General features: G+C 56.1%; 24 protein-coding genes, 1 tRNA gene and 2 pseudogenes. 16 read left to right on the forward strand and 11 right to left on the reverse strand.

The annotated features are described in order from the left end of the window. Positions 1 to 772 precede the first annotated feature (772 nt). Positions 773 to 1,348, reverse strand: coding sequence for a recombinase family protein (locus tag SK54_RS20755; protein ID WP_048247889.1), 576 nt, complete (start codon positions 1,346 to 1,348; stop codon positions 773 to 775). Positions 1,349 to 2,421: 1,073 nt separating this feature from the next. On the opposite strand from SK54_RS20755, the gene SK54_RS20760 reads away from it, so the two are divergent. Continuing rightward, positions 2,422 to 3,336: a hypothetical protein gene (locus tag SK54_RS20760; RefSeq protein ID WP_000908169.1), complete on the forward strand. Its 915-nt coding sequence runs from the start codon at positions 2,422 to 2,424 to the stop codon at positions 3,334 to 3,336. Positions 3,337 to 3,849: 513 nt separating this feature from the next. Here the strand turns inward: SK54_RS20760 and SK54_RS20765 are convergent. The 4 genes from SK54_RS20765 to rraB form a co-directional block, all read right to left on the reverse strand. Then, positions 3,850 to 3,934: transfer RNA gene (locus SK54_RS20765), tRNA-Leu, on the reverse strand. 105 nt (positions 3,935 to 4,039) lie between these two features. Beyond that, positions 4,040 to 4,762, reverse strand: coding sequence for a hypothetical protein (locus tag SK54_RS20770; protein ID WP_048247891.1), 723 nt, complete (start codon positions 4,760 to 4,762; stop codon positions 4,040 to 4,042). 30 nt (positions 4,763 to 4,792) lie between these two features. Continuing rightward, positions 4,793 to 5,551 carry a tRNA isopentenyl-2-thiomethyl-A-37 hydroxylase MiaE gene (gene miaE / locus SK54_RS20775; RefSeq protein ID WP_023295833.1) on the reverse strand — a complete coding sequence of 253 codons (759 nt, stop codon included), beginning with the start codon at positions 5,549 to 5,551 and terminating at the stop codon, positions 4,793 to 4,795. A gap of 47 nt (positions 5,552 to 5,598) precedes the next feature. Then, positions 5,599 to 6,024, reverse strand: coding sequence for a ribonuclease E inhibitor RraB (rraB, locus tag SK54_RS20780; protein WP_003862940.1), 426 nt, complete (start codon positions 6,022 to 6,024; stop codon positions 5,599 to 5,601). A gap of 99 nt (positions 6,025 to 6,123) precedes the next feature. On the opposite strand from rraB, the gene SK54_RS22710 reads away from it, so the two are divergent. The 5 genes from SK54_RS22710 to xynR all read left to right on the forward strand — a co-directional run bounded on the left by SK54_RS22710 (position 6,124) and on the right by xynR (position 9,248). Next, the gene (locus SK54_RS22710) at positions 6,124 to 6,219 is read left to right on the forward strand and encodes a putative translational regulatory protein ArgL (protein ID WP_213014347.1); all 96 of its coding nucleotides are present in this window, start codon (positions 6,124 to 6,126) and stop codon (positions 6,217 to 6,219) included. Then, complete coding sequence (argF, locus tag SK54_RS20785) at positions 6,189 to 7,193, forward strand: ornithine carbamoyltransferase (protein WP_048247893.1); 1,005 nt, start codon at positions 6,189 to 6,191, stop codon at positions 7,191 to 7,193. Before SK54_RS22710 ends, argF (SK54_RS20785) begins: the two co-directional genes overlap by 31 nt. Before the next feature lie 277 nt (positions 7,194 to 7,470). Next, positions 7,471 to 7,833, forward strand: coding sequence for a hypothetical protein (locus tag SK54_RS20790; RefSeq protein ID WP_017383896.1), 363 nt, complete (start codon positions 7,471 to 7,473; stop codon positions 7,831 to 7,833). A 1-nt stretch (position 7,834) separates the two neighbouring features. Continuing rightward, positions 7,835 to 8,269 carry a DUF3828 domain-containing protein gene (locus tag SK54_RS20795; protein ID WP_045348359.1) on the forward strand — a complete coding sequence of 145 codons (435 nt, stop codon included), beginning with the start codon at positions 7,835 to 7,837 and terminating at the stop codon, positions 8,267 to 8,269. Positions 8,270 to 8,489: 220 nt separating this feature from the next. Beyond that, on the forward strand, positions 8,490 to 9,248 hold the full coding sequence (xynR, locus tag SK54_RS20800) for a DNA-binding transcriptional repressor XynR (protein WP_048247895.1): 759 nt from the start codon (positions 8,490 to 8,492) through the stop codon (positions 9,246 to 9,248). Between the two features lie 4 nt (positions 9,249 to 9,252). Here xynR and SK54_RS20805 read toward each other — a convergent pair whose 3' ends face one another. From SK54_RS20805 to SK54_RS20825, 5 genes and pseudogenes are all read right to left on the reverse strand, one after another. Then, a complete protein-coding gene (locus SK54_RS20805; RefSeq protein WP_048247897.1) occupies positions 9,253 to 10,863 on the reverse strand; it encodes a glycoside hydrolase family 43 protein in 1,611 nt (536 codons plus the stop codon). An 11-nt stretch (positions 10,864 to 10,874) separates the two neighbouring features. After that, positions 10,875 to 12,257: an MFS transporter gene (locus tag SK54_RS20810; RefSeq protein ID WP_017694629.1), complete on the reverse strand. Its 1,383-nt coding sequence runs from the start codon at positions 12,255 to 12,257 to the stop codon at positions 10,875 to 10,877. Between the two features lie 226 nt (positions 12,258 to 12,483). Then, positions 12,484 to 14,450 (reverse strand): annotated as a pseudogene (yagF, locus tag SK54_RS20815) (xylonate dehydratase YagF). 14 nt (positions 14,451 to 14,464) lie between these two features. After that, complete coding sequence (yagE, locus tag SK54_RS20820; RefSeq protein ID WP_032647056.1) at positions 14,465 to 15,373, reverse strand: 2-keto-3-deoxygluconate aldolase; 909 nt, start codon at positions 15,371 to 15,373, stop codon at positions 14,465 to 14,467. A gap of 236 nt (positions 15,374 to 15,609) precedes the next feature. Beyond that, positions 15,610 to 16,062 carry a YhcH/YjgK/YiaL family protein gene (locus SK54_RS20825; RefSeq protein ID WP_032647053.1) on the reverse strand — a complete coding sequence of 151 codons (453 nt, stop codon included), beginning with the start codon at positions 16,060 to 16,062 and terminating at the stop codon, positions 15,610 to 15,612. Positions 16,063 to 16,737: 675 nt separating this feature from the next. Here SK54_RS20825 and arcA point away from each other — a divergent pair. The 5 genes from arcA to SK54_RS20850 all read left to right on the forward strand — a co-directional run bounded on the left by arcA (position 16,738) and on the right by SK54_RS20850 (position 22,014). Then, complete coding sequence (gene arcA, locus SK54_RS20830) at positions 16,738 to 17,958, forward strand: arginine deiminase (protein WP_017383903.1); 1,221 nt, start codon at positions 16,738 to 16,740, stop codon at positions 17,956 to 17,958. A 10-nt stretch (positions 17,959 to 17,968) separates the two neighbouring features. Next, complete coding sequence (gene arcC, locus SK54_RS20835; RefSeq protein ID WP_039271906.1) at positions 17,969 to 18,880, forward strand: carbamate kinase; 912 nt, start codon at positions 17,969 to 17,971, stop codon at positions 18,878 to 18,880. Between the two features lie 119 nt (positions 18,881 to 18,999). Then, positions 19,000 to 20,004: an ornithine carbamoyltransferase gene (argF, locus tag SK54_RS20840; RefSeq protein WP_003863360.1), complete on the forward strand. Its 1,005-nt coding sequence runs from the start codon at positions 19,000 to 19,002 to the stop codon at positions 20,002 to 20,004. Between the two features lie 46 nt (positions 20,005 to 20,050). Further along, positions 20,051 to 21,454, forward strand: a complete 1,404-nt coding sequence (locus SK54_RS20845; protein WP_022646882.1) for a YfcC family protein — start codon at positions 20,051 to 20,053, stop codon at positions 21,452 to 21,454. An 80-nt stretch (positions 21,455 to 21,534) separates the two neighbouring features. Then, positions 21,535 to 22,014: an arginine repressor gene (locus tag SK54_RS20850; RefSeq protein WP_003863366.1), complete on the forward strand. Its 480-nt coding sequence runs from the start codon at positions 21,535 to 21,537 to the stop codon at positions 22,012 to 22,014. Positions 22,015 to 22,017: 3 nt separating this feature from the next. Here SK54_RS20850 and SK54_RS22620 read toward each other — a convergent pair. Next, a pseudogene (locus SK54_RS22620) lies at positions 22,018 to 22,135 on the reverse strand (hypothetical protein). Between SK54_RS22620 and SK54_RS22290 the strand changes: the two are divergent. The 5 genes from SK54_RS22290 (at position 22,115) to gbpA (ending at position 25,706) form a co-directional block, all read left to right on the forward strand. After that, positions 22,115 to 22,219: a pyrBI operon leader peptide gene (locus tag SK54_RS22290; protein WP_071524139.1), complete on the forward strand. Its 105-nt coding sequence runs from the start codon at positions 22,115 to 22,117 to the stop codon at positions 22,217 to 22,219. The pseudogene SK54_RS22620 and the gene SK54_RS22290 overlap by 21 nt on opposite strands. 34 nt (positions 22,220 to 22,253) lie before the next feature. Further along, a complete protein-coding gene (pyrB, locus tag SK54_RS20855; protein WP_003863368.1) occupies positions 22,254 to 23,186 on the forward strand; it encodes an aspartate carbamoyltransferase in 933 nt (310 codons plus the stop codon). Between the two features lie 12 nt (positions 23,187 to 23,198). Further along, the gene (pyrI, locus tag SK54_RS20860) at positions 23,199 to 23,660 is read left to right on the forward strand and encodes an aspartate carbamoyltransferase regulatory subunit (protein ID WP_003863370.1); all 462 of its coding nucleotides are present in this window, start codon (positions 23,199 to 23,201) and stop codon (positions 23,658 to 23,660) included. 73 nt (positions 23,661 to 23,733) lie between these two features. Then, positions 23,734 to 24,120 (forward strand): 2-iminobutanoate/2-iminopropanoate deaminase, encoded by a 387-nt coding sequence (gene ridA, locus SK54_RS20865; RefSeq protein ID WP_003863373.1) that lies wholly within the window; start codon positions 23,734 to 23,736, stop codon positions 24,118 to 24,120. 137 nt (positions 24,121 to 24,257) lie between these two features. Beyond that, positions 24,258 to 25,706: an N-acetylglucosamine-binding protein GbpA gene (gbpA, locus tag SK54_RS20870; RefSeq protein WP_047731181.1), complete on the forward strand. Its 1,449-nt coding sequence runs from the start codon at positions 24,258 to 24,260 to the stop codon at positions 25,704 to 25,706. The last annotated feature ends 94 nt before the right edge of the window (positions 25,707 to 25,800 follow it).

Raw genomic sequence — 25,800 nt, forward strand, 5'->3', positions numbered from 1 at the left:
ATTTATCTGGATTAGTATTTTCTATTTATTCTCCCTGTAATAATTCAATCCTTTCTTCTATTTCAATAATCATTACTATCTCAGCAATTAGCTGTTTAAGTAATACCGCTTTAAATTACCATCCCACTACATAACTCCCGACCTGTAGCCAGTACGGCGAGCGGGTAAGCGATGAGTACCGAGCATCGCATAGAGCAAAGCGAAAGAGAAGCACAGCAGCAGGCGGCGACTGATAAATGAGCCGAACAGGTGAGTGCAAGCAGGCGTAAGCACTGCACCGTTGAGAGGTGTGGAGACGGCGGAACGTCTCCGCGTTTAGGCAAAGCGGCGTCACTGAGGCGCAGCACTTGCCATCTAGGAGATGACACCAGATAAGAACCTTCATAGATAATTTATTCAAGAATTATAAGTGGTACTTAATAAAGTTGATCTGGATAAGTAAACCTAATAATGATGAGTCTGTATAAATCTTAGTCAACCTAACCGCATCTTGAATAAATTAGCGTTGAATCCCTTCCCCGCCCCCAACCGGGAATTGTTCAGTGATAAATCACTTTCACAATCTGATCTCGATGCTCATCGTCTGGCACGGCTAAAGCCCCGCCACCTCTTCACATCGAGAGCCGCGAGTAAAACGAAAACACGTTACAAATCATAGCATTACGACATCACGCATAACATAACTATCTGATATCAATACAAAAGCTGTAGGTCATCCATCACCCACAGCCCAGTAACGGCCAGTGCTGACACCTCATTTGGCTGTAGGCCATCATCCCTCGCCCTTGTTCCAGTGGCGTTTAACGGTGCTCACGCTAATGCTAAGACGCTTCGCTACCTTCGATTGAGACAGCCCCTCACTGCGCAGCTCCTGCACCTTTTGAGTGGTGTCGGTGGCTTCCTTGCGTCCCAGCTTAACGCCATTGGCTTTCGCCTTCTCCAGCCCGTCCAGCGTCCTCTCACGGATACGGTTTCGCTCGAACTCAGCAAAGGCTCCAAACATCTGGCGGATTAGCTTGCCCTCAGATGAAGTCAGATCACGCGCAGGCAGGTCAAGAGACACCACCTTCACGCCGCGTTCTAACAGCATGTCGATGGTCTGCTGCACATCGATGTTGTCACGCCCCAGCCTGTCCAGTTTCAGCACGACAAGCTGATCTCCCGCTTCCAGCTTGTGCTCAACCATCGCCCGGAACTTAGGGCGCTGCATAGCCTGAACGCTGCCGGAAATGTCCTCGCTGATTACCCTGCTTTCAGGCACCTTATACCCGGCACGCTCAATAGCCAGCACCTGATTCTGCGTATCCTGCTCGCGTGTTGAAACGCGGCAGTAGATAAAAGTCCTCATGCTTCACCTCTCCCGTCTGGTATCACAAAACGGTAGCATCATTGCACTGATGGTCGCATTTAGTCAAACCCTAAATTGATGACACCAGATAGTAATCACTCAGGAAGGTAGCAAGAATCGAACGATTGATGACACCAAAACCAAAACAATAACAACAGGCAAGAGCAGCACTCAGCATCAACGCAAAGTGCTTTAACAGTGGAGATTCAGGAGTGATTTAGCGTTTAAAGAGAAGAGTAACCCTAACCCACAGCCTCACGCTCAGAACGCGAAACAGGGTCATAAACGCCACAGAGGAAGGCAAATCAATATACAGCCCGCCCAGCCTTCGGCTGGGAGAGGCGCACGGGGGAAGTTGAAGCCTTAACCGTTGAGGGAGGGGCAACCATAAGCGTGCAATTTTTCAAGCCGGGGATTCAGCTATAGGCTAACGGTAGAATGCGGCTTGTAGAGGGTTGTGCGCACATACCCAGTACAACCGCATTACTCCATGCGCACAAACCCCGGAGAGCCGCTTGCGGTGGGGGTTTAAGAGGTACAATTTTTGGTTCGGGTCATAAAGGACTCTTGAGAGCTGACTTAGCTTATTTAAACTGCATTCGTCTTGGCTATGGAGACACGAGGCAGTTCAATTTTTGTTCAAAACTTTGCAATATTTTGGTTCGATCTCATGTTCTCGTGCTAAAGAAATCAGCACTCGATCAAATTTTCATTTTTTTTTTTGAAACATTGACATACAGCCTAAGCCTTACGGCACGTAGGGTTGGTCGAAATTTCCCTTTGACAACCTCAATTTAACCTCAAAATCAACCCTTGTACTGCAAAGAATCCTAACTAGAATGCTGAACATGTAGGGGTTAATCTTATTAACACACCCTATATGTTGTGCCCATGTATAAATGATGGGCATAAAAAAACCGGAGTCACCTGCGTGAATCCGGTCTATGAAGCATGACCGCCATGAGTCTGCAAACTCATAACGATTGTTAGCCTCACTATCGTTTCTAACGGCTCGATTGTGCCCGGCTTGGTTGGTTATGTAAACAGTAAGATAAAATCAAAAGGAACGATCCATGCTTATTCAGAAAAAGCGTATTCGAAATATTGATAATTACATACCTAACTTTGATGGCCGAGATATCTACATTGCACATTCTTTGCCAGATGCGGGGAAAACGGACTCTATTGGTTTCTCAAGTCAAAGAGCTTTAGGTGAAGAAGTCCTCCCCAAAATTTTAGGGCCAATAACCAGATTCAATGCTAATGGCAAATCAGTACCTGACAAAACAGCACCTAAAGAAACTGCATACAGACAAATTTCATGGACTAGAAAGCAATGGATCGGAGGGGGCGCAACTCAAGAAGTTACTGACACTCGTGAAATTGAGTATAAGCGCTACAAGAGAATCCTCACCCCTCCACCAAGCATAGAGTTAAAGATTGTAGAGAATCTGCAAGGGGAGAAGTTGATCATCTCTCCAAAGCTAAGTTTGACAGCTAACAACAAAGAGTTAGTGGCTCACTGCATTAATCTTTTTTTAGAGCTTTTTGGGTTGTGCGAAACTGTTGACGACCAACTTAATACCATCGTTAAAAGTAAATCTATAAAACTAAACTGGAGCCTCCTGCCTCAGGGTCAACAGCCTTGGAGTACTATCGGTTCAAAAATCCTTTCAGCTATTAAGATCAGGGGAAAGGGCAATACCGCTGTTGTTGAAGGCAGGCTTGAACTTATCAATAGTAAAAAACCAGATTTCGTAGCGGTTGGGCAAGCTGGGTTCCAAGGCTACGTAATATTTGGGTTCACAGGCCAAAACATTTACGTACTAGAAAGCTCACAATGTAATAACGCAACTTATATACTTAACAATAATTGGCAGCAGTTATCCCAGCTAACTAAAGCCGAAATACTAGACGGAAACTTGCACCATGCCCGTGTCATCCACCGTGTAAACTGGGCAGCAGAAATACTTAAATACTTACCATAAAGCGCCGGACGCGCGGGAATGAACCCCCGCGCACTTTCAAACATACCGCAATAGAATCCATAAAGCCCCGTTGGTGGTAAGACAACAAGCGGAGCCTCTGGCGACTACATCACAGTTATGTCAGTTAGTGAGGCTTATCAGGATGACCATGTACCCAAGGGGAGCGAGGCCGAACCGCTGGCAGAGCTTGCATATGGTCTGCAAGTACCGTGACCACCATAAACCTGTTTATCCCCTGCGGCGTCTCGCGACGGCGACAGAACGGGGGCATCGGGCTAAAATGCGCTTCACTAAAAGTTTTTGGGATTGTTTAGAGACGGTGGCTACGTCATAGCTTTCAAGTTGAGTCAGTACGTGTTTGACGCTTGGAACTACACGCCGCTATGAGTTAACATCCCAATTACCACTATCAACCACAGCGGCTTTTTCAAGGGACATAACAGAGCATTTCTTACAGGCAAAAGAGACAGATTTAATCTTCTAACTAGCTGTATTGTAAGGAATTTAGTGACTTGGTGCCGAAGGCCGGACTCGAACCGGCACGTATTTCTACGGTTGATTTTGAATCAACTGCGTCTACCGATTTCGCCACTTCGGCACTGAAGGGGATGCGGAAACGTTGTGGATTATACCTGTCGCGCGCCGCCATGCAAGCGACGACGCGCGAAACCCGCGCTAAGTGCCCAAAAAACCAGCGCCCTGGTTACTCCAGCTCAGACACCGCCAGCCGAATCACCCCTGCCGCCTTCTGCTCCGGCAGCGCCAGCACCTTCGCCCACATCTCCTGCACCATGTCGCAGGAGAGCTTCTCCTTGCCCACCGCCTTCTCCGGCATCTGCAACAGCTGGATGTCCTCGCCGTACTTATCGGCTAGTTGTTTCATAATCGGCCGCACATCCTCGACAGCCGCCTCGCGTTCGGCTTGCGTCACGGTGTGGCGGTTTTTGCCGTAGGCCGCACGCATCATGTCGGCGTCGGCCTGCATGCGCCGCGTCATCAGGTCTTTATCCAGCATGCGCATCGGGTTCACGCCGCCCTTCACCATCGGGTAGAGGAAGCGGAAGCAGGCGTCGTCGCTCACCTTCTGGATGGCGGCGGTCTGCTCCATGTTGATGGTCATGTAGTTCACCACGTTGGCGTCCGGGGCGTTTTGCAGGCGCGACATCTGCAAATGCAGGATCTGCGGCTGGATGGTGTCGATAATCTGCTGCTCCGGCTCGCCGGCTTTTTGCAGGGCGGTCATCTGGTCGAGGATGCGCTGATGCAGCGCGGGCTCCTGCTCCTTAATCACCTGCCAGGCAGGCATCGCGTTGAGGGTGGTATCAATCTGCGCTTCCGGAGCGCGTTGCCTGTCAAAGAACACCCAGAACGCCACGGCGGCGGCCGCGACAATAACAACGACCGTACTGATCCACGTTTTTTTCATCTCGCATCCTTATCCTTGAGTTGTGCCGGTTTACACCGGCACGCCGCTGTGGAAGCGAAACTCGTGGTCCGGTGTCGAGATAAGTGTGGCTTCAATTTCGCCAAAAAGCTGTATGCGCGGTGAGATATCGTCGTCGCTCACCTGCTGGGCCAGCGTCAGGTAGTCCTGATAATGGCGCGCTTCCGAGCGCAGCAGCGAGAGATAGAACTTCTGTAAGTCATCGTCGAGGAACGGGGCCAGCGCGGCGAAGCGTTCGCAGGAACGGGCTTCGATGTAGGCGCCGCAGATGAGCTTGTCGATCAGCGTCAGCGGTTCGTGGGTGCGCACTTCCTTCAGCATCCCTTTGGCGTAGCGGCTGGCGGTGATTTTGACGTACGGAATATCGCGGGCCAGCATCGCCTCACGCACCTGCCAGAAGTGGTGCAACTCCTCTTTAATCAGCAGCACCATGCTGTCGATGAGCGCCTGGCCCCACGGGTCGTCGGTTTTGGGCATCACGCTTTTGCCAATCTGCTTGTGCAGGGCGATGAAGTCCGGCTCCGGGCCGTCGCGAAAGGTGAACTGTTCGTAAGGTTTGAGCCAGTCGAGCAGCGCGTCGGCACCACTTTCGTCGGCGACGTATTTACGCACCAGCAGCAGCGCGGTCTGGGCGGCCTTGAGCTCGCACACCATGTGGTCGGTGAGCAGCAGCGGCAGGTTCGCCGGGTCGCGGGCTTTATCAATCCATGCTTGCGGGGTCGGGCACTGGAGGAAGTTGAGTACGGGGGCGAGTATCTGCGGGTAATCCATGGTTCTGCCTTGAAAAAAGCGGTGGCGCGCGCCACCGCCTGAAACGCTTAGTGACGCACGCCGTCGTCGTCTTCGTCGACGTAATCTTCGTCGTCGCCTTCTTCGCCGTCTTCACCGTTCGGATCTTCGAAGTAGGTTCCCCAGCCGTCGTATTCCACTTCAAACTTCTCGGCCAGGTTCATCAGCTGTTCTACCTGCGCGTCGATCAGCTCCGCCTTCAGCGCGCCTTCGCTCAGGATGTCGCAGCAGATGACGGTGTCGCCCTCTTCCACTTCCAGCTCTTCCGGCTCGGTCACTTCGTAACCCAGCTTGAAGGCTTCCACGGCCATTTTTTCCAGCGCGTCGAAATCATCCGCAGAGAAATGGTGCTCGATGGTGTACAGCGCGTCCGGATCGCTACCGTCTTCCAGCAGTTCTTCAATAATCAGACGCGTCTCTTCGCGTTGCTCTTCCAGTAATTCCGGGTTTGCCATGGGTCAATCCTCTTTAAAGTGCGGCAGATACTTCTATTTTCACACACGGACGGGTTTGCCTCCACCTTTGTTGGAAAGATTTGTGAAACGGGGTTGCAAATGAATAATTACACATATAAAGTGAATTTTAATTCAATAAGTGGCGTTCGCCATGTGAGGATAAAATGTCTGATCTGTACAAGAAACACTTTCTGAAATTGCTCGACTTTACCCCTGCACAGTTCACTTCTCTGCTGACCCTTGCCGCACAGCTCAAAGCCGATAAAAAAAATGGCAAGGAAGTACATAAGCTTACTGGCAAAAACATCGCGCTCATCTTCGAAAAAGACTCGACCCGTACACGTTGCTCTTTCGAAGTTGCCGCATTTGACCAGGGCGCGCGCGTTACCTATTTAGGGCCGAGCGGCAGCCAGATTGGGCATAAAGAGTCAATTAAGGATACCGCACGGGTGCTCGGGCGGATGTACGACGGCATTCAGTATCGCGGCCACGGCCAGGAAGTGGTCGAGACGCTGGCGCAGTACGCGGGCGTGCCGGTGTGGAATGGGCTGACCAACGAGTTCCACCCCACGCAGCTGCTGGCGGATCTGCTGACCATGCAGGAGCACCTGCCGGGCAAGGCGTTTAACGAGATGACGCTGGTCTACGCGGGCGACGCGCGCAACAACATGGGCAACTCGATGCTGGAAGCGGCGGCGCTGACCGGGCTGGATCTACGCCTGGTGGCCCCGAAGGCCTGTTGGCCGGAAGAGAGCCTGGTGGCAGAGTGCAGCGCGCTGGCGGAAAAGCACGGCGGGAAAATCACCCTGACGGAAGACGTGGCGGCGGGCGTCAAGGGCGCGGACTTTATCTATACCGACGTGTGGGTGTCGATGGGCGAAGCCAAAGAGAAGTGGGCGGAGCGGATTGCGCTGCTGCGCGGGTATCAGGTGAACGCGCAGATGATGGCGCTGACCGGCAACCCGAACGTGAAGTTCCTGCACTGTCTGCCGGCGTTCCATGACGACCAGACCACGCTCGGCAAGCAGATGGCGAAAGAGTTCGATCTGCACGGCGGGATGGAAGTGACGGACGAGGTGTTTGAGTCGCCGGCGAGCATCGTGTTCGACCAGGCGGAAAATCGGATGCATACGATTAAGGCGGTGATGGTGGCGACGCTTGGGGAGTGATTGGGTCCTCTGAGCGCTGGTGCCCTCACCCCGGCCCTCTCCCACAGGGAGAGGGAGAAAAACCTAAAAACGACAACAGCGTTATCGTCAGGCAGAAAAATTCATTTTACTGACGCTTTCTCAGATACGCATTAACGATAATAGGTATTTATGTTTTTATTAACCATTATTTACTGAGTAGATAATGGTTAATATCAGGTCATTATCAATTACAAAACACCGTATATTATCGGCGTAATATTTCCTTATTGCTGCATTTCATTAATAAGGATTTTTTATGTCATGGAATAAACATGAAGCTGTGTCATACGCCCGTAGCCACGCACTAACCCATACTGGACACTATTGCGCTCGAGCAATCGCCGCCGCCATTCGAGCCGGAGGGCTTAAAATCGAAGGGGCAAACGCTAAGGATTTCTGGCGTTCTCTTGAAAAAGCAGGATTCTCAAAAGTCTATGGCACTCCCATAGAGGGGGATATCGCGGTGATTGATGCCTTGCCCGGCCCGAATCAGTACGGGCATGTCTGTATTTACGATGGCGCTGGAACCTGGTATTCAGATTTTAAACAGAGAACACTGTACCCGGGGCCAACCTATCGCCAACTTCAGCCAGCAATAACCTTATACAGGCATTATTAATATGAATAAGCTCATCTTAATTGTGTTATTCAGCACAGCAGCATTGGGGGCCGAAGATTTTCAGATGCCGATGCAGCGCGCTCTTGAATTCAATCGCTGGTACATTAAACAAGTGAACAACGATCGTTATCCCATCCAACAGGGAAATGAAATCGATAAGTTCGTTACGGCCAGCACCATAAAAAAATTACGTCATGCAGACGATCCCCGTTATGCCGACGCTGAATTTTACGAGGCTGATTTTTTTATGAAATCGCAATATATCGGCGAGGACTGGGCTGAGAATGTGGCTATTGATTCGTATGATTCAGACCCGGTCTGTGTAAACGTGAATATCACGTTTGGCAAAAAGACCCAGCACACAGTCATTGATTGCATGGTTAAAGAAGATGGGATCTGGAAAATTCAGTCTGTCGCCGCTCGGGATAATAATTGATGCCCCCCGCTAACAATAATGGAGCCGCCTTTGTTGCCGGGTGGCGCTGCGCTTACCCGGCCTACAAAACCCGTAGGCCCGTGCAAGCGCAGCGCCGCCGGGCAAATCAGGCGACGATGCGGCTGATGCCCTTTCTCCCACAACCCGCTCGACTCAATTGATTTTTCACCCCGAAAAAGGTACGTTTTCGCCTTAATTCCAGCGTGGACATACCAGCATTATGCCGATTATTCAGTCTGTTGAACGTGCGTTGCAGATCCTCGACCTGTTCAACGAGCAGGCCACCGAGCTTAAGATCACCGACATCAGCAAACTGATGGGGCTGAGCAAGAGTACCCTCCACTCGCTGCTGAAAACCCTCCAGCTTCACGGCTATATCGATCAGAACCCGGAGAACGGTAAGTATCGCCTCGGCATGAAGCTGGTCGAGCGCGGGCATTTTGTCGTGGGCTCGATGGATATTCGGCAGAAGGCGAAAGGCTGGCTGACGGAGCTGTCCCAGCGGACCGGGCAGACGACCCATCTGGGGATACTGGACGGGCGTGAAGGGGTCTATATCGAGAAGATTGAAGGCAAGCTGGCCGCCATCGCCTATTCGCGCATCGGCCGCCGCCTGCCGGTTCACGCCACCGCCATCGGCAAGGTGTTGATTGCCTGGCTGGGCGAGCCCGAGCTGAACGCCCTGCTGGAGGGCTATCAGTACACCACCTATACCCCTTCTACCCTTGCCTCTCGCGAAGCCTTAATGAGTGCCCTGGCGCAGACCCGCGAGCAGGGCTATGCCCTGGATAGCGAAGAGAACGAGCAGGGCGTGCGCTGCGTGGCGGTGCCGGTGTGGAACCACGAGTCCCGCGTCATCGCCGCCCTGAGCCTGTCGACGCTGACCTCCCGCGTGGACGACGCAGAGCTGGCTGATTTCCGCGAGCAGCTTCAGCAGGCCGGGCTCCAGCTCTCACGCGCGCTGGGCTACCCGGCCTGAGCCGTCAGACCGGCTCGTAGGTGAAGTAGTCGAAGTCAGCGTGGCAGCCGTCGCCGCTGATGTCCTCGCAGTGCAGTCCCACAAACGCGCCGGTGAAGAAGCCGCGCCCGCCAATATAGTCATCCGACAGCTTCCACGCCTCATACGTCACCGGCACGGCATGCCACGTCTCGCCGTCGAACGAGTAGCTGTAGCGGTAGACCAGCCTATCCACATCCACCCGGAGCCAGACGCTCTCAGCCTGTTCCGGCACCGGAATCGGCTGCTCGTGCAGCGGCCATGACGGCACGTTGTGGTCAAGCTGGATCACCTTAATCGTTCTGCCCTGCCCCCCCTCGTAGTCCACAAAGCAGTAGCTCCAGTTTTTGCTGTTGTAGTAGCAGGTCAGCCCCGCGCTCTGCTGGAAGTGCACCGGCGAGAACTGCATCCGCGTCTCGGCCCGGAAGGTGAAGTGCTGCCAGCGGCGCGCCACGGTCGACTGGGTAAAGGTCGAGTTGAGCGAGTCGTTGCCGTACAACCGTAAATAGCCGGGGCGCGCGGTGAGCGAGCCGAGGGTGTCGTCGAACGGAATGCGCAGAGTCTGCAATTCAGGGTCAAGCGTGCTGCCGTCGAAATCATCCCGCCAGCTACCCTGAGCGGCGCCAGGCTGCTCCGCCACCTGCGGGCCTTTCACGGTCAGCTGCGCGTGCTTGCCGCCTTCCACGTACGGCCAGCCATCGCGCCATTCAATGCGGGCAATGCCGGTCTCGCGCCCCAGCGGACAGTAGCCGCGTCCGCCGGAGGCCAGCAGCGGCACGCCGGGCAGGCGCAGCGGGCGGCTGGTAAGGTAGGCCATATACCACTCCCCGGTGTGGGTTTGCAGCAGCGAGCCGTGGCCGCTCTTTTGCAGCGGGTTCTCCGGCAGGTGCCAGCTGGTCATCATCGTCACGTCCGGGTGAAGCTCGTACGGCCCGTCGATGGTTTTTGCACGCAGCACCACGACGGCGTGCTCGTAGCTGGTGCCGCCTTCGGCAACCATCAGGTAGTACCATCCCGCGTGGCGATAAAGATGCGCCCCTTCGGTGTAGCAGAGCGGCGTGCCGGTAAACAGCGTTTTGCGCTCGGGCGAGAGGGTGCCGGTCTGCGGGTCAAACGCCTGCATCACGATGGTGTTGTGCGGGTTGCTGTGATGGCGCGGCCCCCACGGGCGGTAGAGGTAGTATTTGCGGCCATCGTCGTCGTGGAACAGGGACGGATCGAACCCGCCGTTGCCCATCGGGACCGGCTCGCTCCATGGCCCCTCAATGGACGGCGCGGTGACGAGGAAGTTGCGGCCATTTTTCCACGGCGAATCGACAATCTTCACGTCGGTGTAGAGCAGCCAGAATTTGCCGTCGGCGTAGCTCAGGCACGGTGCCCAGATACCGCCGGAGTCCGGGTTGCCCTTCATGTCCAGCATCGACACACGGTCCAGCGGGGTGCTGACCAGCGACCAGTTTTTCAGGTCGCGGGAGTGATAGATGCGCACGCCCGGGAACCACTCGAAGGTCGAGGTGGCGATGTAGTAGTCCTCGCCCTGGCGGCACAGGGACGGGTCCGGGTTGAAGCCGGTGAGTATCGGGTTAGTGATTTCCATGTTGCCTCCGGTTAATGGGATGCGGCTGTCGCGGCGTCGGGAATGGCCTCGCCCTGCGCCGCGCGGTGCTTGATCAGCTGCTGGCTGATGGCCTCCACGCGGGCGTCGGTGAGCTTATAAAACGACAGCATGATGAACATGCCCGCATAGAGCACCACGGGCACCACGCAGAACAGAATTTTGATGGTGGTCAGCACCTCGACCGGCTGCACGCTGCTGCTGGCGGAGTAGTTCACGTACGCCAGGATCCAGCCCACTACTGCCCCGCCAATTGCCAGGCCAATCTTCAGGCTGAACAGGTAGGTGGAGAACACCAGCCCGTCCAGGCGTCGCCCGCTGCGGCTTTCTTCGTAATCCACCACGTCAGAGGCCATCAGCCACTGTAGCGGCGTGGTGGTGTTAAAGACGAACAGGAACAGGATGTTGAGGGCGAAAATCAGGGCAATATGCTCCGCCGGCGTGAAGAAGATCAGCAGGCTAATCAGAGAGTAAGCGACGATGATCCACTTAAAGGCGGTGACGCGGTCGAAGCGGCCCAGCAGACGAGACGAGCAGAGCGAGCCGAACATGGTGGCGAGGCTGCCGTAGAGTAAAAACTGGGTCGCCATCTCCGGGTGATCCATCACGTATTTCACGAAGTAGAGCGTCGCCCCGCCGCGCACCACGTTGGAGCAGGTCGCCATCATCTTGAAGGCGCACATGATCCGCCACTGGCCGTTGCCCAGCAGCAGCTTAAGATCTTTCGCCACCGACGAGCCAGGCTGCACTTCAAAGGTGTAGCGCTCTTTGGTGGTGAAGAAGCAGACATAAAGCAGGACCACGCCGCTCAGACCCAGCACGCACATGGCGCCGAAATAGCCCACCTGCTCGTTCCCTTTGCCGATGATGCTGACCAGCGGCAGCGCGATGCCGCTGATGGCGAGCGACCCAGCGGCGGCGAGGAAGAAACGCCAGGACTGAAGGGCATGACGCTCTTTCGGGTCGGCGGTGATCACCCCCGGCATGGCACAGTACGGGACGTTAACGAAGGTGTAGACCAGAGTCAGCAGAATGTAGGTCACGCAGGCGTAGATGATTTTGCCCTGCGCGGAGAAGTCCGGCGTGTAGAAGGTCAGCATGCAGACGATGCCAAACGGGATGGCGCCCCACAGCAGGAACGGGCGGAACTGGCCGTAGCGGGTGCGGGTGCGGTCTACCAGCAGCCCCATCAGCGGATCGGTCACGGCGTCGAGCACGCGGGAAACTAAAAACAGCGTCCCCATTATGCCCGCGGAGAGACCGAACACGTCGGTGTAGAAATAGGCCAGCAGGAACATCGTGGCCTGCCAGACGAAGCCGCAGGCGGTATCACCCAGCCCGTAGCCAATTTTGTCTTTCATGGTTAATTGCGTCATCAGAATTACACCCTTATGTAGTGTGCTGAATTACAACATCGTGTTAATGGAGTGTAATGAGATGCTCAATTAACCAGCAATGGTCATATCTTATTTCTGAATTACGTTATTTCGCTTTTGTGACGCCAACGATATATCATAAGTCATTGTTTAAATTATAAAATTAAAGACAAGCAAAAACCGCCCGCGGAATATTTTCCGCAGACGACTTTCTCTCAGAAAATAATTAAATGCCGAGTGCTTTTTTACCGGCGTTAATTACCTCAATGATTTTATCGGTGTCATAAATACAGCCTTTCCAGGTGCCGCCACTCACGGACTGTAATGCCGCCCACAGCCGGGTATCGTCCGGCAAAAAGTCGTGAGCGTGCAGGTCCGGGTGCGTCTGCCGCCGCGCCAGCTCGCGCGCGCCCTCTTCCGGCGTCAGCGGGTTGTCCGCGGTACCGATGAAGTTCACGCTACCGGTCAGAGTCAGGCGGTCCACGGCAATCTCAATGATGTCGTTATCGCGCAGCTTACCAATCGGCCCTCCCGCCAGCGCCTCCGGCGATACGTGGCCGAAGCAGGCCCCGTCGACACGCCCGAGAAGCGCGCATCGGTGATTAACGACACCGTCTTGCCCCACGAGATATGCTTCAGCGCGGAGGTAAGCTGGTAGGTCTCTTCCATGCCGGTGCCGGACGGGCCACCGCCGATCACCACCATGATATCGCCCTGCTTAATCTCTTCCCGCTTGATGGCCCTGATCGCCTGCGCCTCCGAGACAAACACCCGCACCCGGCCAGTGTGGCGGTAAACGCCATCTTCACCCACCACCGACGGGTCGATCGCCGTGGCCTTGATCACCGATCCTTCCGGCGCGATGTTGCCCGTCGGGAAGCAGACCGTCGAGGTCAGCCCTTTCGCTTTTGCCTTCTCCGGCGGCAGGATCACGTCATCCGGCTCCACGCCGTCCTGCTCGCGCAGGCACTGGCGGAAGCGCTTACGGCGCTCCGAGCTCTGCCACCAGTCGAGGTTCTCGCCCACTGTCTGGCCAGTGACGGTCATGGCGTCCAGATTCAACAGGCCGAGATCGCGCAGGTGGAGCATCACCTCCGGCACGCCGCCCGCGAGGAAGGCGCGCACGGTCGGGTGATAGTCCGGGCCGTTGGGCAGCACGCTCACCAGGCGCGGCACCTTGCGGTTGACGCGCGTCCAGTGCTCAACGTCCGGAATAGTGGAGCCCGCTGCGTGAGCGATGGCCGGAATATGCAGCAGTAAATTGGTGGAGCCGCCGAACGCCGCGTGGATCACCATCGCGTTTTCGATGGCTTTGTCGGTGAGGATATCGCGCGTGGTGATGCCGCGGTTATCCAGTTCACTGACCGCCCGCGCCGACTGGCGGGCGATCTCCAGCCACACCGCCTGCCCGGACGGGGCCAGTGCAGAGTGCGGCAGCGCCAGACCCAGCGCCTCCGCCACTACCTGCGAGGTGCCCGCCGTACCGAGGAACTGACACCCGCCGCCCGGCGACGCGCAGGCGCGACAGCCCAGCTCGGCGGCCTCCTGCAAGGAGAGCTCATGGTTGGCGAAGCGCGCGCCGATGGTCTGCACTTTGCCCGCATCTTCCCCCACGGTGGGCGGCAGCGTCGCCCCGCCCGGCACCAGAATGGTCGGCAGATCGTGCATGGAAGCCAGCGCAATCATGGTGGCGGGCAGCCCTTTATCACAGGTCGCCACGCCGATCACCGCCCGGCGCGTCGGCAGGGAGCGGATCAGGCGGCGAAACACGATCGCCGCGTCGTTGCGGTACGGCAGGGAATCGAACATGCCGTGCGTGCCCTGCGAGCGACCGTCACACGGATCGCTGACGAAGGCGGCGAACGGGATCCCGCCGTTGCGGGTGATCTCCTTCGCCGCCGCCTGCATCTGCATGCCGATCTCCCAGTGCCCGGTGTGGTAGCCCAGCGCGACCGGGCGTCCGTCTCCGGCGCGGATGCCGCCCTGGGTGCCGATGATCAGCACCTCTTTGCCGGTGAGCTTGTTGGCATCCCAGCCCATCCCGGCGTTCTGGGTCATACCGAACAGGTTGCCGCTGGGGGATTCCATCAGCATCTGCGGAGTCAGCGGCAGCGCGCCCTGCGGCCCCGCCGCGTGGGTGATCACCGCATAAAACGCATCGTCCTGTGGGGTGAAAATTTTCTCAATGGTCATCGTTATCGTCCGGCTCAGCAGAGCTTGAGCTGTTGTAACAGGGTTTTCAGCTGCGCCTTGCGCGGCTCGTCCAGCGGCGAGGCTGGCGGCAGGACGTGCGTAGAAATCGGACGACCGCAGAGCACGATCGCCTCTTTAATGACGTTCACAAACGGCGTATCCAGCTGATACATCTGCGGGATTTGCAGCAGGGTCTGATGATACTCAGCCGCTTTCGCCACGTCGTTATCCCGCCAGGCTTTCAGAAGATTTACCGACACCTGTGGGGCAAAGTTGCCGCTGGCCGAGATCGCCCCGTCGCCGCCGAGCAGCAGGGTATTAAACAGATGATCGTCGTAGCCGCACAGCACCGTGAAATGAGGATGGGCGCCTTTAACGGTGTGGATCATGCTGCGCAGGTGAGCGACGGAGTCGATGGTGTCTTTGATGCCGACGATGTTACTGCGCGAGTCGGCGAGGGTTTTCACCAGCGCCGGGGTCAGATCCTGCCCGGTCAGCGCCGGGAAGTTATAGAGCATCACCGGCAGCGTGACGCTGTCGGCCACCTGCTCGAAATAGCGGATCAGGTTCGCTTCCGATACTTTCCAGTAGTAAGGGTTGATCACCACGATGCCGTCCGCGCCCGCCTGCTGCGCGTGCTGGCTCAGCTCAATGGTTTCCCGGGCGTTGGTGCCGCCGGTGCCGATCAGAACCGGCACGCGACGATCGACATGATCGATCGCAAACCGGGCAATGGTTTTACGCTCTTCGGCGCTGAGCTGGGAGAACTCGCCGCCGCTGCCCAGGAAAAACAGGCCGTCGACGCCTGCTTTAATCAGATCGTCGATCAGCGCGGCGGTACCCGGTTTATCGAGCTGGCCATCGGCGGTAAAAATGGTGGAGACAGGGGGAATGATACCCGTGAACAACGCGGACTGCGGCATGAGATCTCCTTGTTGAAACATTTTGTTCTACATTATAGAACGGCGTTCATTAATTTAACGATCATACTATGACGCAGAAAAAGCGCAGGTAAATGGGAAGGGGTGAGGGAGTGCGGGAAGTTTAAGCTGGATCACATTATGCGTGGGTGCGGTCTGGTGCCCTCACCCTAACCCTCTCCCAAGGGGAGAGGGAACTTTTACACCCTCTCCCCTTGGGAGAGGGCCGGGGTGAGGGGTTACTCTACCAGCATCTTCACCACAACCTTACGCACCTGCGCCGGTGCTCCCACCGCGCACAGCGGCTTATGCACTTCGCCCGGCCAGAACACCACAAAATCCCCTTCGCTCAGCACCACGGTTTTCTCCTGCTCGCCTTCCGGCAGGAACGCGATGTCTTTGTCCGCCAGCCAGTCGGTGTCCGGGGTGCCGTGAGGCAGGGTGCTGAAGGTCATCCCTTCCTGACCCTTCAGCACAATCTGAATATCCAGATAGCGTGCATGGTATTCAGCGCGACGCTCGGCGAACGGCTGGGTCATGTCCTCCGAAACCAGATAAAACAGGCTGTTGCCATTGATGTCGTGCTTACCGGTCGGCGTTGCGTCGGTGACGTGGGCCTTAACGTGCTCAATGGCCTGGCGCAGCTCTTCTGGCAGCCAGGACTGGAGATGATGAATATTGCCAATAATCATGATACAACCCTCAGATTAAAACATTGTTTCATTTTTATGTTTTATACGAGAATTGCCTCTTCCATACCAGCCCTTTTTTGACAAGATTTGCGTCAGCGCATGTTTATCGGGAAATGTGTTAATCCACTGTTAATTGCACACAGGCATTTATGCAGTGGTTATGCATAACCTCATTTCATGCACTTTGCACACAGGATCTAACTCACTGAATTTAAAACATAACTCACAAAACCTGTTGGTGTATCACACTTTATCACTTTGGTTATTTCCTTTAAAAATCCATAATTATTTATTGATTTCTCTTAAGTGAAAAATAGTTAACTGTCATTATTGCATAGCTATTCCCGTGACAACATTTTATCCATTAAAATCAACAATATAACTAAATATTTCAAAGCGTGTGATTCTACAAAATAATAACAACTTCAAATATTGCCACCCGTTCCTGCTTAGCTATTCATCCCTTAATAATATGAAATTAATCATTATCTGATACGAATCATGCAATTGAAAATAAACTGCTCAATATCTGTTTTCGCGTGAGCAATGTCACAATAACCATTATTTAAGCGTCTACTATAAATCACGAAATCAATTGAGCTTAGCCGCCATGAAATTAAACACATCACATGGCGCATGCCCTTTTTATTCTGAAAAAAAGTTAAAGGAATAATTATGGAAAAGCATTACGTCGGTTCTGAAATTGGTCAATTGCGTAGCGTTATGCTGCACCGTCCTAATTTAAGTCTGAAACGGTTAACCCCCTCAAACTGTCAGGAGCTGCTATTTGATGACGTGCTCTCGGTTGAACGGGCGGGTGAAGAGCATGACATCTTCGCAAACACGCTGCGCGAGCAGGGTGTGGAAGTCCTGCTGTTGACCGACCTTCTTACGCAAACGCTTGATATTGCTGAAGCAAAAGCCTGGCTTCTTGAAACACAAATCTCCGACTATCGCCTGGGACCAACCTTTGCCGCCGACGTGCGCGGCTGGCTGGCGGATATGCCGCACCGCGAACTGGCGCGCAGATTAAGCGGCGGATTAACCTACGGTGAAATTCCGGCGGCTATTAAAAATATGGTGGTTGATACCCACACGGCGAATGATTTTATTATGAAGCCGCTGCCGAACCACTTATTTACCCGCGATACCTCCTGCTGGATATATAACGGCGTCTCCATTAATCCGATGGCGAAACCCGCCCGCCAGCGTGAAACCAATAACCTGCGGGCAATATATCGCTGGCACCCCGCATTTGCCGACGGCGAGTTTATTAAGTATTTCGGCGACGAGAATATTAATTACGACCACGCCACATTAGAAGGCGGCGACGTATTAGTGATTGGTCGCGGGGCGGTACTAATCGGCATGTCCGAGCGCACGACGCCGCAGGGCGTGGAGTTCCTTGCCAACAGCCTGTTTAAACATCGCCAGGCCGAGCGCGTGATTGCCGTTGAGCTGCCGAAACACCGCTCCTGCATGCACCTCGACACCGTGATGACCCACATCGACGTGGACACCTTCTCCGTTTACCCGGAAGTGGTGCGCAAGGACGCCCAATGCTGGACGCTCACCCCGGACGGACGCGGCGGCCTGCTGCGCACCCAGGAAACCGACCTGCTGCACGCCATCGAGAAAGCCCTCGGCATTAACCACGTCCGCCTGATCACCACCGGCGGCGACGCCTTTGAAGCCGAACGCGAGCAGTGGAACGACGCTAACAACGTCCTGACCCTCCGCCCGGGCGTGGTGATCGGCTACGAGCGCAACGTCTGGACCAACGAGAAGTACGACAAAGCGGGCATCACCGTGCTGCCGATCCCGGGCGACGAGCTGGGACGCGGTCGCGGCGGCGCGCGCTGCATGAGCTGCCCACTGGAACGCGACGGAATTTAAAGGAGCCATCATGGAACGAAAACCCACTCTGGTTGTGGCCCTTGGCGGCAACGCGCTGCTCAAGCGCGGCGAGCCGCTGGAAGCGGAGATCCAGCGCCAGAACATCGAGCAGGCCGCCCGCACCATCGCCGGCTTAACGGAACAGTGGCGCGTGGTGCTGGTGCACGGCAACGGCCCGCAGGTCGGACTGCTGGCGCTGCAAAACAGCGCCTACGACAAAGTCACTCCTTACCCGCTGGACGTTCTTGGCGCCGAAAGCCAGGGAATGATCGGCTACATGCTCCAGCAGGCGCTGAAAAACAATCTGCCCCAGCGCGAGGTCAGCGTCCTGCTCACGCAGGTGGAAGTGGACGCCGCCGACCCGGCGTTCAGCAACCCGACCAAGTACATCGGCCCGGTCTACAGCGAAGCCCAGGCTAAAGCGCTGGCCGCGGAAAAAGGCTGGGTGTTTAAGGCCGACGGCAGCTACTTCCGCCGCGTGGTGCCGTCGCCGCAGCCGAAGCGCATCGTCGAGAGTGACGCCATCACGGCGCTGATTCAGCGCGACCACCTGGTGATCTGCAACGGCGGCGGTGGCGTGCCGGTAGTGGAAAACGCCAACGGCTATCGCGGGATCGAGGCGGTGATCGACAAAGACCTCTCCGCCGCCCTGCTGGCGCGCCAGATCGAGGCCGATGCCCTGCTGATCCTCACCGATGCCGACGCGGTGTACCTCGACTGGGGCAAGCCAACCCAGCGTCCGCTGGCGCAGGTGACGCCGGAGCTGCTCAGAGGCATGCAGTTCGACGCCGGCTCGATGGGGCCGAAAGTGGCCGCCTGCCGCGAGTTTGTTGAGGCCTGCAACGGCATTGCCGGGATCGGCGCGCTGGCCGACGGCGCGGAGATCCTGGCGGGCGAGAAAGGCACGTTGATTCGTAACTGAGTCGTTTTCCCCTCACCCTAACCCTCTCCCACAGGGAGAGGGAATGTACGCCCCCTCTCCCTGTGGGAGAGGGCCGGGGTGAGGGCATCAGACAGCTAAATTTTAAAAAGGATTTCCCCATGACCATTAACCTGAAAAACCGCAACTTCCTGAAACTGCTGGACTACACCCCGGCGGAGATCCAGTACCTGATCGATCTCGCCATCGAGCTGAAGGCCGCCAAAAAAGCCGGACGCGAAAAACAAACCCTGGTCGGGAAAAACATCGCCCTGATCTTTGAAAAAACCTCCACCCGCACCCGCTGCGCCTTCGAAGTGGGTGCGTTCGACCAGGGCGCGCAGGTCACCTACCTCGGCCCAAGCGGTTCGCAGATTGGCCACAAAGAGTCGATGAAGGACACCGCCCGCGTGCTGGGCCGCATGTATGACGGCATCGAGTATCGCGGCTACGGCCAGGCCATCGTTGAAGAGCTGGGCGAGTACGCGGGCGTGCCGGTGTGGAACGGCCTGACCGACGAGTTCCACCCCACCCAAATTCTCGCCGATCTGATGACCATGCTGGAGCACTCTCCGGGCAAAACCCTGCCGGAGCTGAGCTTTGCTTATCTCGGCGACGCGCGGAACAACATGGGTAATTCGCTAATGGTCGGCGCGGCCAAAATGGGGATGGATATCCGCCTTGTGGCGCCGAAATCCTTCTGGCCGGAGGCGGGCCTGGTTGAGCAGTGCCGCGCCATCGCCAAAGAGACCGGCGCGCGCATCACCCTCACCGACGACGTGGAGGAAGGCGTGCAGGGCACCGATTTCCTCTACACCGACGTGTGGGTTTCCATGGGTGAGCCGAAGGAGGCCTGGGCCGAGCGCGTCAGCCTGATGAAGCCATATCAGATTAACGCGGACGTGATGAAGGCCACCGGTAACCCGAACGTCAAGTTCATGCACTGCCTGCCAGCGTTCCACAACGAGCACACCAAAGTGGGCCGCGAAATCGAAATGGCGTACGGCCTGAAGGGACTGGAAGTGACGGAAGAGGTCTTCGAATCACCGAACTCCATCGTCTTCGACGAAGCAGAGAACCGCATGCACACCATTAAAGCGGTCATGGTGGCGACACTCGGCGACTAATCACCGCCCGGCGCGCCGCGGGGTGCGCCGGGTTCAGGAGAACATCATGGGCAAGTTCAAGTTTCCCTCCGCTTACACCATTCTCTTTTTTCTGATTGCCGTGGTTGCCGTGCTGACGTGGATTGTTCCGGCCGGGCAGTACCATATGGCAATGAACGAGGCGCTCGGTAAAGAAGTGCCGGTTGCTGGCACCTACGCGCACGTGGCAGCGCACCCGCAGGGGCTGGTTTCGGTGCTGATGGCGCCGATTGCCGGGCTGTACGATCCAGAATCCGGCCAGGCCGGGGCCATCGACGTGGCGCTGTTTATCCTTATCATCGGGGGATTCCTCGGGATCGTCACTAAAACCGGGGCGATAGACGCCGGGATCGAGCGCGTCACCACCCGACTACGCGGCCGCGAAGAGTGGATGATCCCGATCCTGATGGCGCTGTTTGCCGCAGGCGGCACGATTTACGGCATGGCAGAAGAGTCGCTGCCCTTCTATACCTTACTGGTGCCGGTGATGCTGGCGGCGCGGTTCGATCCGGTGGTTGCTGCGTCCACCGTGCTGCTCGGCGCGGGGATCGGCACCCTCGGCTCCACCATCAACCCTTTCGCCACGGTGATCGCCGCCAACGCCGCCGGGATCCCCTTCACCAACGGCATCATGTTGCGCATCGCGCTGCTGGTGATCGGCTGGATCATCTGCGTGGCGTGGGTAATGCGCTATGCCCGCAAGGTGCGCAAGGATCCGTCGCTGTCGATCGTGGCGGATAAGCAGGAAGAGAATCTCGCCCACTTCCTCGGCAACAAGGGCGAGCAGTCGCTGGAGTTTACCCCGGTGCGCAAACTCATCCTGGTGATCTTCGCCCTCGCCTTCGCGGTGATGATCTACGGCGTGGCGGTGCTGGGCTGGTGGATGGCGGAGATCTCGGCGGTGTTCCTCGCCAGCGCGATTATCGTCGGGCTGATCGCCCGCATGAGCGAAGAGGAGCTGACCTCAACCTTTATCAACGGCGCGCGAGATTTGCTGGGCGTCGCGCTGATTATCGGCATCGCGCGCGGTATCGTAGTGATCATGGATAAGGGCATGATTACCCACACCATTTTGCACAGCGCCGAGGGAATGGTCACCGGATTGTCGACGGTGGCGTTCATCAACGTGATGTACTGGCTGGAAGTGGTGCTGTCGTTTCTTGTGCCTTCTTCGTCCGGCCTGGCCGTTCTGACGATGCCGATCATGGCGCCCCTTGCCGATTTCGCTAACGTCAACCGCGACCTGGTGGTTACGGCTTACCAGTCGGCGTCCGGCATCGTTAACCTGATCACTCCCACCTCTGCCGTCGTGATGGGCGGGCTGGCTATCGCCCGCGTGCCCTACGTGCGCTATCTGAAATGGGTCGCGCCGCTGCTGGGGATTTTAACGGTGGTGATTATGGTGGCGTTAAGCCTGGGCGCCCTGTTGTAATTTGCCGGATGGCGCTGCGCTTATCCGGCCTACGGATCGGTGCGGTGCCACCGGTTATTTCGGGAACTGATATGGGAACTATGATGGATTACGAAGAGTACTCTCCCAAAGAGCAACTACAGCTAACGGTCTGCCAGCGTCTGATCGCGGAAAAGAGCTATCTCTCCCAGGAGGAGATCCGCCGCGACTTACAGGAGCGGGGTTTTGAGACCATCAGCCAGTCCACCGTTTCACGTCTGCTCAAGTTGCTCGGTGTCATAAAAATTCGCAATGCCAAAGGGCTAAAGATTTATTCGCTGAATCCCCAGCTGCGCCCGGCCCCCGACGCGGCGCGTACCGTCTCTGAAATGGTGGTGAGCGTGGAGCACAACAGCGAATTTATCCTTATCCATACCGTCGCCGGATATGGCCGCGCGGTGGCGCGTATTCTGGATTATCACCAGTTACCGGAAATTTTAGGCGTGGTGGCCGGAAGCAGTATCGTCTGGGTCGCCCCCCGCGTGGTGAAGCGCACCGCACTGGTGCATAAGCAAATTAATTATTTACTCAGAACGCATTAATATTCATAAAGAACCGTTTGCATTGAGTAAAGCGTGCATTAAATCGCTTGATCCCAAAAGCGAGCTGCGTATAATGCCCGACAATTTGCCGGGAGGAAGCATGGTCAAGCGTGTACGACATATCGTCTTACCGCGTCTGAAATCAGACGCTGGCCTGCCGTTTTTCTTCCCGTTGCTAAACCTATTCCCAGAGCCCCTCATTTGAGGGGCTTTTTTTTGCCCGGCGTCAGGAGATAAACATGAATCCGCTTTATCAAAAACACATCATTTCCATAAACGACCTCAGCCGCGAAGAGCTGGAACTGGTTCTGGAAACCGCGGCAAAACTGAAGGCCAATCCGCAACCGGAGCTGCTGAAGCACAAGGTGATTGCGAGCTGCTTCTTCGAGGCCTCCACCCGCACCCGCCTCTCCTTTGAAACCTCCATGCACCGCCTCGGGGCGAGCGTGGTGGGCTTCTCGGACAGCAGCAACACGTCGCTGGGCAAAAAAGGCGAGACCCTGGCGGATACCATTTCGGTTATCAGTACCTACGTGGACGCGATTGTGATGCGCCACCCGCAGGAGGGCGCGGCGCGCCTGGCGACCGAGTTTTCCGGCGGCATTCCGGTGCTGAACGCCGGTGACGGTGCCAACCAGCACCCGACGCAGACCCTGCTGGATCTGTTCACCATTCAGGAGACGCAGGGCACGCTTGAGAACCTGAACATCGCCATGGTCGGCGACCTGAAATATGGCCGCACCGTCCATTCCCTGACCCAGGCGCTGGCGAAATTTAACGGCAACCGCTTCTTCTTCATCGCGCCGGACGCGCTGGCGATGCCGCAGTACATTCTCGATATGCTGGACGAAAAAGGCATCGCGTGGAGCCTGCACGCCAGCATCGAAGAGGTGATGGGCAACGTGGATATTCTCTACATGACCCGCGTGCAGAAAGAGCGTCTTGACCCATCCGAGTACGCCAACGTGAAGGCGCAGTTCGTCCTGCGCGCCAGCGACCTCGAGGGCGCGCGCGACAACATGAAGGTGCTGCACCCGCTGCCGCGCATCGATGAGATCACCACAGACGTGGATAAAACGCCGCACGCCTGGTACTTCCAGCAGGCCGGAAACGGCATCTTCGCCCGCCAGGCGTTACTGGCACTGGTTCTGAATCGCGAATTAGCTCTGTAAGGGGAGACGACCATGACACACGATAACAAACTCCAGGTTGAAGCCATCAAGCGTGGCACCGTGATTGACCACATCCCTGCGCAGGTGGGCTTTAAGCTGCTGACGCTGTTCAAACTGACTGAAACCGACCAGCGCATCACCATCGGCCTGAACCTGCCGTCGGGCGAAATGGGCCGTAAAGACCTGATCAAGATCGAGAACACTTTCCTGACCGACGAGCAGGTCAACCAGCTGTCTCTGTACGCGCCGGACGCCACGGTTAACCGCATCGACGATTACGACGTGGTGGGCAAATCCCGCCCAAGCCTGCCGGATCGCATCGAAAGCGTGCTGGTCTGCCCGAACAGCAACTGCATCAGTCATGCTGAGCCGGTTTCCTCCAGTTTCGCAGTGAAAAAGCGCGCCAATGACATTGCACTCAAATGCAAATACTGCGAAAAAGAGTTTTCTCATTATGTGGTGCTGGCCAACTAATTGAGGTTGGTAATGAAATCCCGGCTGTTATAATGGCCGGGAACATTCTTAACGCTGTAATTCTGGAGAAAAAATGAGCAAAGTACTCGCGACGGAAAATGCACCAGCGGCTATCGGCCCATACGTTCAGGGCGTTGATCTGGGCAGCATGATCATCACTTCTGGTCAGATCCCAGTGAACCCAAAAACCGGTGAAGTGCCAGCCGACGTAGCGGCGCAGGCGCGTCAGTCGCTGGAAAACGTGCAGGCGATCGTCGAATCTGCCGGCCTGAAAGTGGGCGATATCGTCAAAACCACCGTGTTCGTGAAAGATCTGAACGATTTCGCCACCGTTAACGCCACTTATGAAGCGTTCTTCACCGAGCACAACGCCACCTTCCCGGCGCGCTCCTGTGTGGAAGTGGCGCGTCTGCCAAAAGACGTAAAAATTGAAATTGAAGCGATTGCCGTACGTCGCTAATTTATTTCAATAAAAAGAAGGCAGCTCAGGCTGCCTTTTTTATTGCGACCATTTTTACTCTCTCCAGGCAATGACGCATCCCCCACTCCATTAATAGACTGACGCTGCCTTGTTATATTCTAATTAATGGATGAAGAATGAAACTCTCTAAGATCGCGCTGGCCGTTGCCACATTAGCGGTTGCGTCTTCCGCACTTGCACACGGATATATAGAATCCCCCGCCAGCCGCGCTTATATGTGTAAGCTCGGCCAGAATATTGACTGTGGCTCTGTACAATATGAACCGCAGAGCGTAGAAAAGACCTCCGGCTTCCCGACGGGCGCAATGCCGCCTGACGGCCAGCTTGCCAGCGCCGGTATTGCCAGCTACTCCCAGCTTGATAAGCAGAGCCTGAACGCCTGGACTAAAAGCCCCATGACGGCAGGCCCGCATGAATTTGTCTGGCACCATACCGCGCCGCATAAAACCACCAACTGGCGTTATTACATTACCAAACAAAACTGGGACCCCAATAAACCGCTGACCCGTGACCAGTTCGAATTAACGCCGTTCTGTACTATTAACGGGAATGGTCAGGCACCGTCCATGACAAAATCCATGACCTGTAATGTCCCGGAACGTACGGGCTACCAGGTTATTTATGGCGTGTGGGAAATTGCGGATACCACAAACAGTTTCTATCAGGCCATTGACGTTGATTTCGGTAACGGCGGCAACGTCACGCCGGACGATACCCCAGCGGTAATATCCCAGTGGAGTAAAACCCTGAGCGGACAGATTGCCGGGAATAACCTGAACGTGGGCGATAAAGTGATTGCACGCTTCTTCGACGCCAACGGGGAAGTTGCCGCCCTGCGTACTGAAATGACCATCGGCTCTTCAGAACAAGGCGACGCTAACCAGTGGTCCTACGATCTGGCGCAGAAGATCAACACCGCTCATAGCGATGTCCGCGTCGGTGTGAAAGATGAAGCCGGTGAAATCAGCCCGATTCACGGCGCCAACAGCGTATTCGTGAAAGACGGCAGCACGCTGAGATCCGTTGCCATCTCTTATGAAGAGCAAAAGGCGCAGGTGAGCGAGACCATCGCCGTTTCCGATCTGCAATACAGCAAAATCGAACATGGCAATGTGATTGTGACCTTCCATGTGAACACGCAGGGTGACGTTAATTTTGAAGCGCACGTGATGAACCACCACGGTGCCGAAAAAGGTTACCTGAAGCAGGATATGAATAACGTCAATCAAAACGTGACCATGACGCTGACTGACGTCACGGCGGGCCACCATATGCTGAAATACTACGCCACCAACAAAGACGGCACCCTGTTCGCGCAGGACGTGCTAAACCTGATGCTGGAAAGCGACGCGGCGGACAGCAGCGGCCCGCATGACTTTATCTTCCCGGACAGCATTGCCTCCTACAAACCGGGCACCGTGGTGTTACAGCCTAAAAACGGTAAGACCTACGAGTGTAAACCGTTCCCGTATAGCGGCTACTGCGTGCAGTACAGCCCAACCGCAAACCAGTTTGAGCCGGGCGTGGGCGCGCACTGGAAAGAGGCGTGGGTGCTGAAGAACTGAGTGGTCTGATTCCCTCACCCTAACCCTCTCCCACAGGGAGAGGGAACCGATCGAGCCCCTCGCCCCTATGGGGAGAGGGGTTGGGGTGAGGGGA

The organism is Enterobacter sp. MGH120 (assembly GCF_001037725.1).
GTDB lineage: Bacteria > Pseudomonadota > Gammaproteobacteria > Enterobacterales > Enterobacteriaceae > Enterobacter > Enterobacter hormaechei_C.

Excerpts from the sequence above, each read along its gene's own strand:
- SK54_RS20755 (WP_048247889.1), bottom strand. The coding sequence starts at position 1,348 with ATGAGGACTTTTATCTACTGCCGCGTTTCAACACGCGAGCAGGATACG.
- SK54_RS20760 (WP_000908169.1), top strand. The coding sequence starts at position 2,422 with ATGCTTATTCAGAAAAAGCGTATTCGAAATATTGATAATTACATACCT.
- SK54_RS20770 (WP_048247891.1), bottom strand. The coding sequence starts at position 4,762 with ATGAAAAAAACGTGGATCAGTACGGTCGTTGTTATTGTCGCGGCCGCC.
- miaE (WP_023295833.1), bottom strand. The coding sequence starts at position 5,551 with ATGGATTACCCGCAGATACTCGCCCCCGTACTCAACTTCCTCCAGTGC.
- rraB (WP_003862940.1), bottom strand. The coding sequence starts at position 6,024 with ATGGCAAACCCGGAATTACTGGAAGAGCAACGCGAAGAGACGCGTCTG.
- SK54_RS22710 (WP_213014347.1), top strand. The coding sequence starts at position 6,124 with ATGAATAATTACACATATAAAGTGAATTTTAATTCAATAAGTGGCGTT.
- argF (WP_048247893.1), top strand. The coding sequence starts at position 6,189 with ATGTCTGATCTGTACAAGAAACACTTTCTGAAATTGCTCGACTTTACC.
- SK54_RS20790 (WP_017383896.1), top strand. The coding sequence starts at position 7,471 with ATGTCATGGAATAAACATGAAGCTGTGTCATACGCCCGTAGCCACGCA.
- SK54_RS20795 (WP_045348359.1), top strand. The coding sequence starts at position 7,835 with ATGAATAAGCTCATCTTAATTGTGTTATTCAGCACAGCAGCATTGGGG.
- xynR (WP_048247895.1), top strand. The coding sequence starts at position 8,490 with ATGCCGATTATTCAGTCTGTTGAACGTGCGTTGCAGATCCTCGACCTG.
- SK54_RS20805 (WP_048247897.1), bottom strand. The coding sequence starts at position 10,863 with ATGGAAATCACTAACCCGATACTCACCGGCTTCAACCCGGACCCGTCC.
- SK54_RS20810 (WP_017694629.1), bottom strand. The coding sequence starts at position 12,257 with ATGACGCAATTAACCATGAAAGACAAAATTGGCTACGGGCTGGGTGAT.
- yagE (WP_032647056.1), bottom strand. The coding sequence starts at position 15,373 with ATGCCGCAGTCCGCGTTGTTCACGGGTATCATTCCCCCTGTCTCCACC.
- SK54_RS20825 (WP_032647053.1), bottom strand. The coding sequence starts at position 16,062 with ATGATTATTGGCAATATTCATCATCTCCAGTCCTGGCTGCCAGAAGAG.
- arcA (WP_017383903.1), top strand. The coding sequence starts at position 16,738 with ATGGAAAAGCATTACGTCGGTTCTGAAATTGGTCAATTGCGTAGCGTT.
- arcC (WP_039271906.1), top strand. The coding sequence starts at position 17,969 with ATGGAACGAAAACCCACTCTGGTTGTGGCCCTTGGCGGCAACGCGCTG.
- argF (WP_003863360.1), top strand. The coding sequence starts at position 19,000 with ATGACCATTAACCTGAAAAACCGCAACTTCCTGAAACTGCTGGACTAC.
- SK54_RS20845 (WP_022646882.1), top strand. The coding sequence starts at position 20,051 with ATGGGCAAGTTCAAGTTTCCCTCCGCTTACACCATTCTCTTTTTTCTG.
- SK54_RS20850 (WP_003863366.1), top strand. The coding sequence starts at position 21,535 with ATGATGGATTACGAAGAGTACTCTCCCAAAGAGCAACTACAGCTAACG.
- SK54_RS22290 (WP_071524139.1), top strand. The coding sequence starts at position 22,115 with ATGGTCAAGCGTGTACGACATATCGTCTTACCGCGTCTGAAATCAGAC.
- pyrB (WP_003863368.1), top strand. The coding sequence starts at position 22,254 with ATGAATCCGCTTTATCAAAAACACATCATTTCCATAAACGACCTCAGC.
- pyrI (WP_003863370.1), top strand. The coding sequence starts at position 23,199 with ATGACACACGATAACAAACTCCAGGTTGAAGCCATCAAGCGTGGCACC.
- ridA (WP_003863373.1), top strand. The coding sequence starts at position 23,734 with ATGAGCAAAGTACTCGCGACGGAAAATGCACCAGCGGCTATCGGCCCA.
- gbpA (WP_047731181.1), top strand. The coding sequence starts at position 24,258 with ATGAAACTCTCTAAGATCGCGCTGGCCGTTGCCACATTAGCGGTTGCG.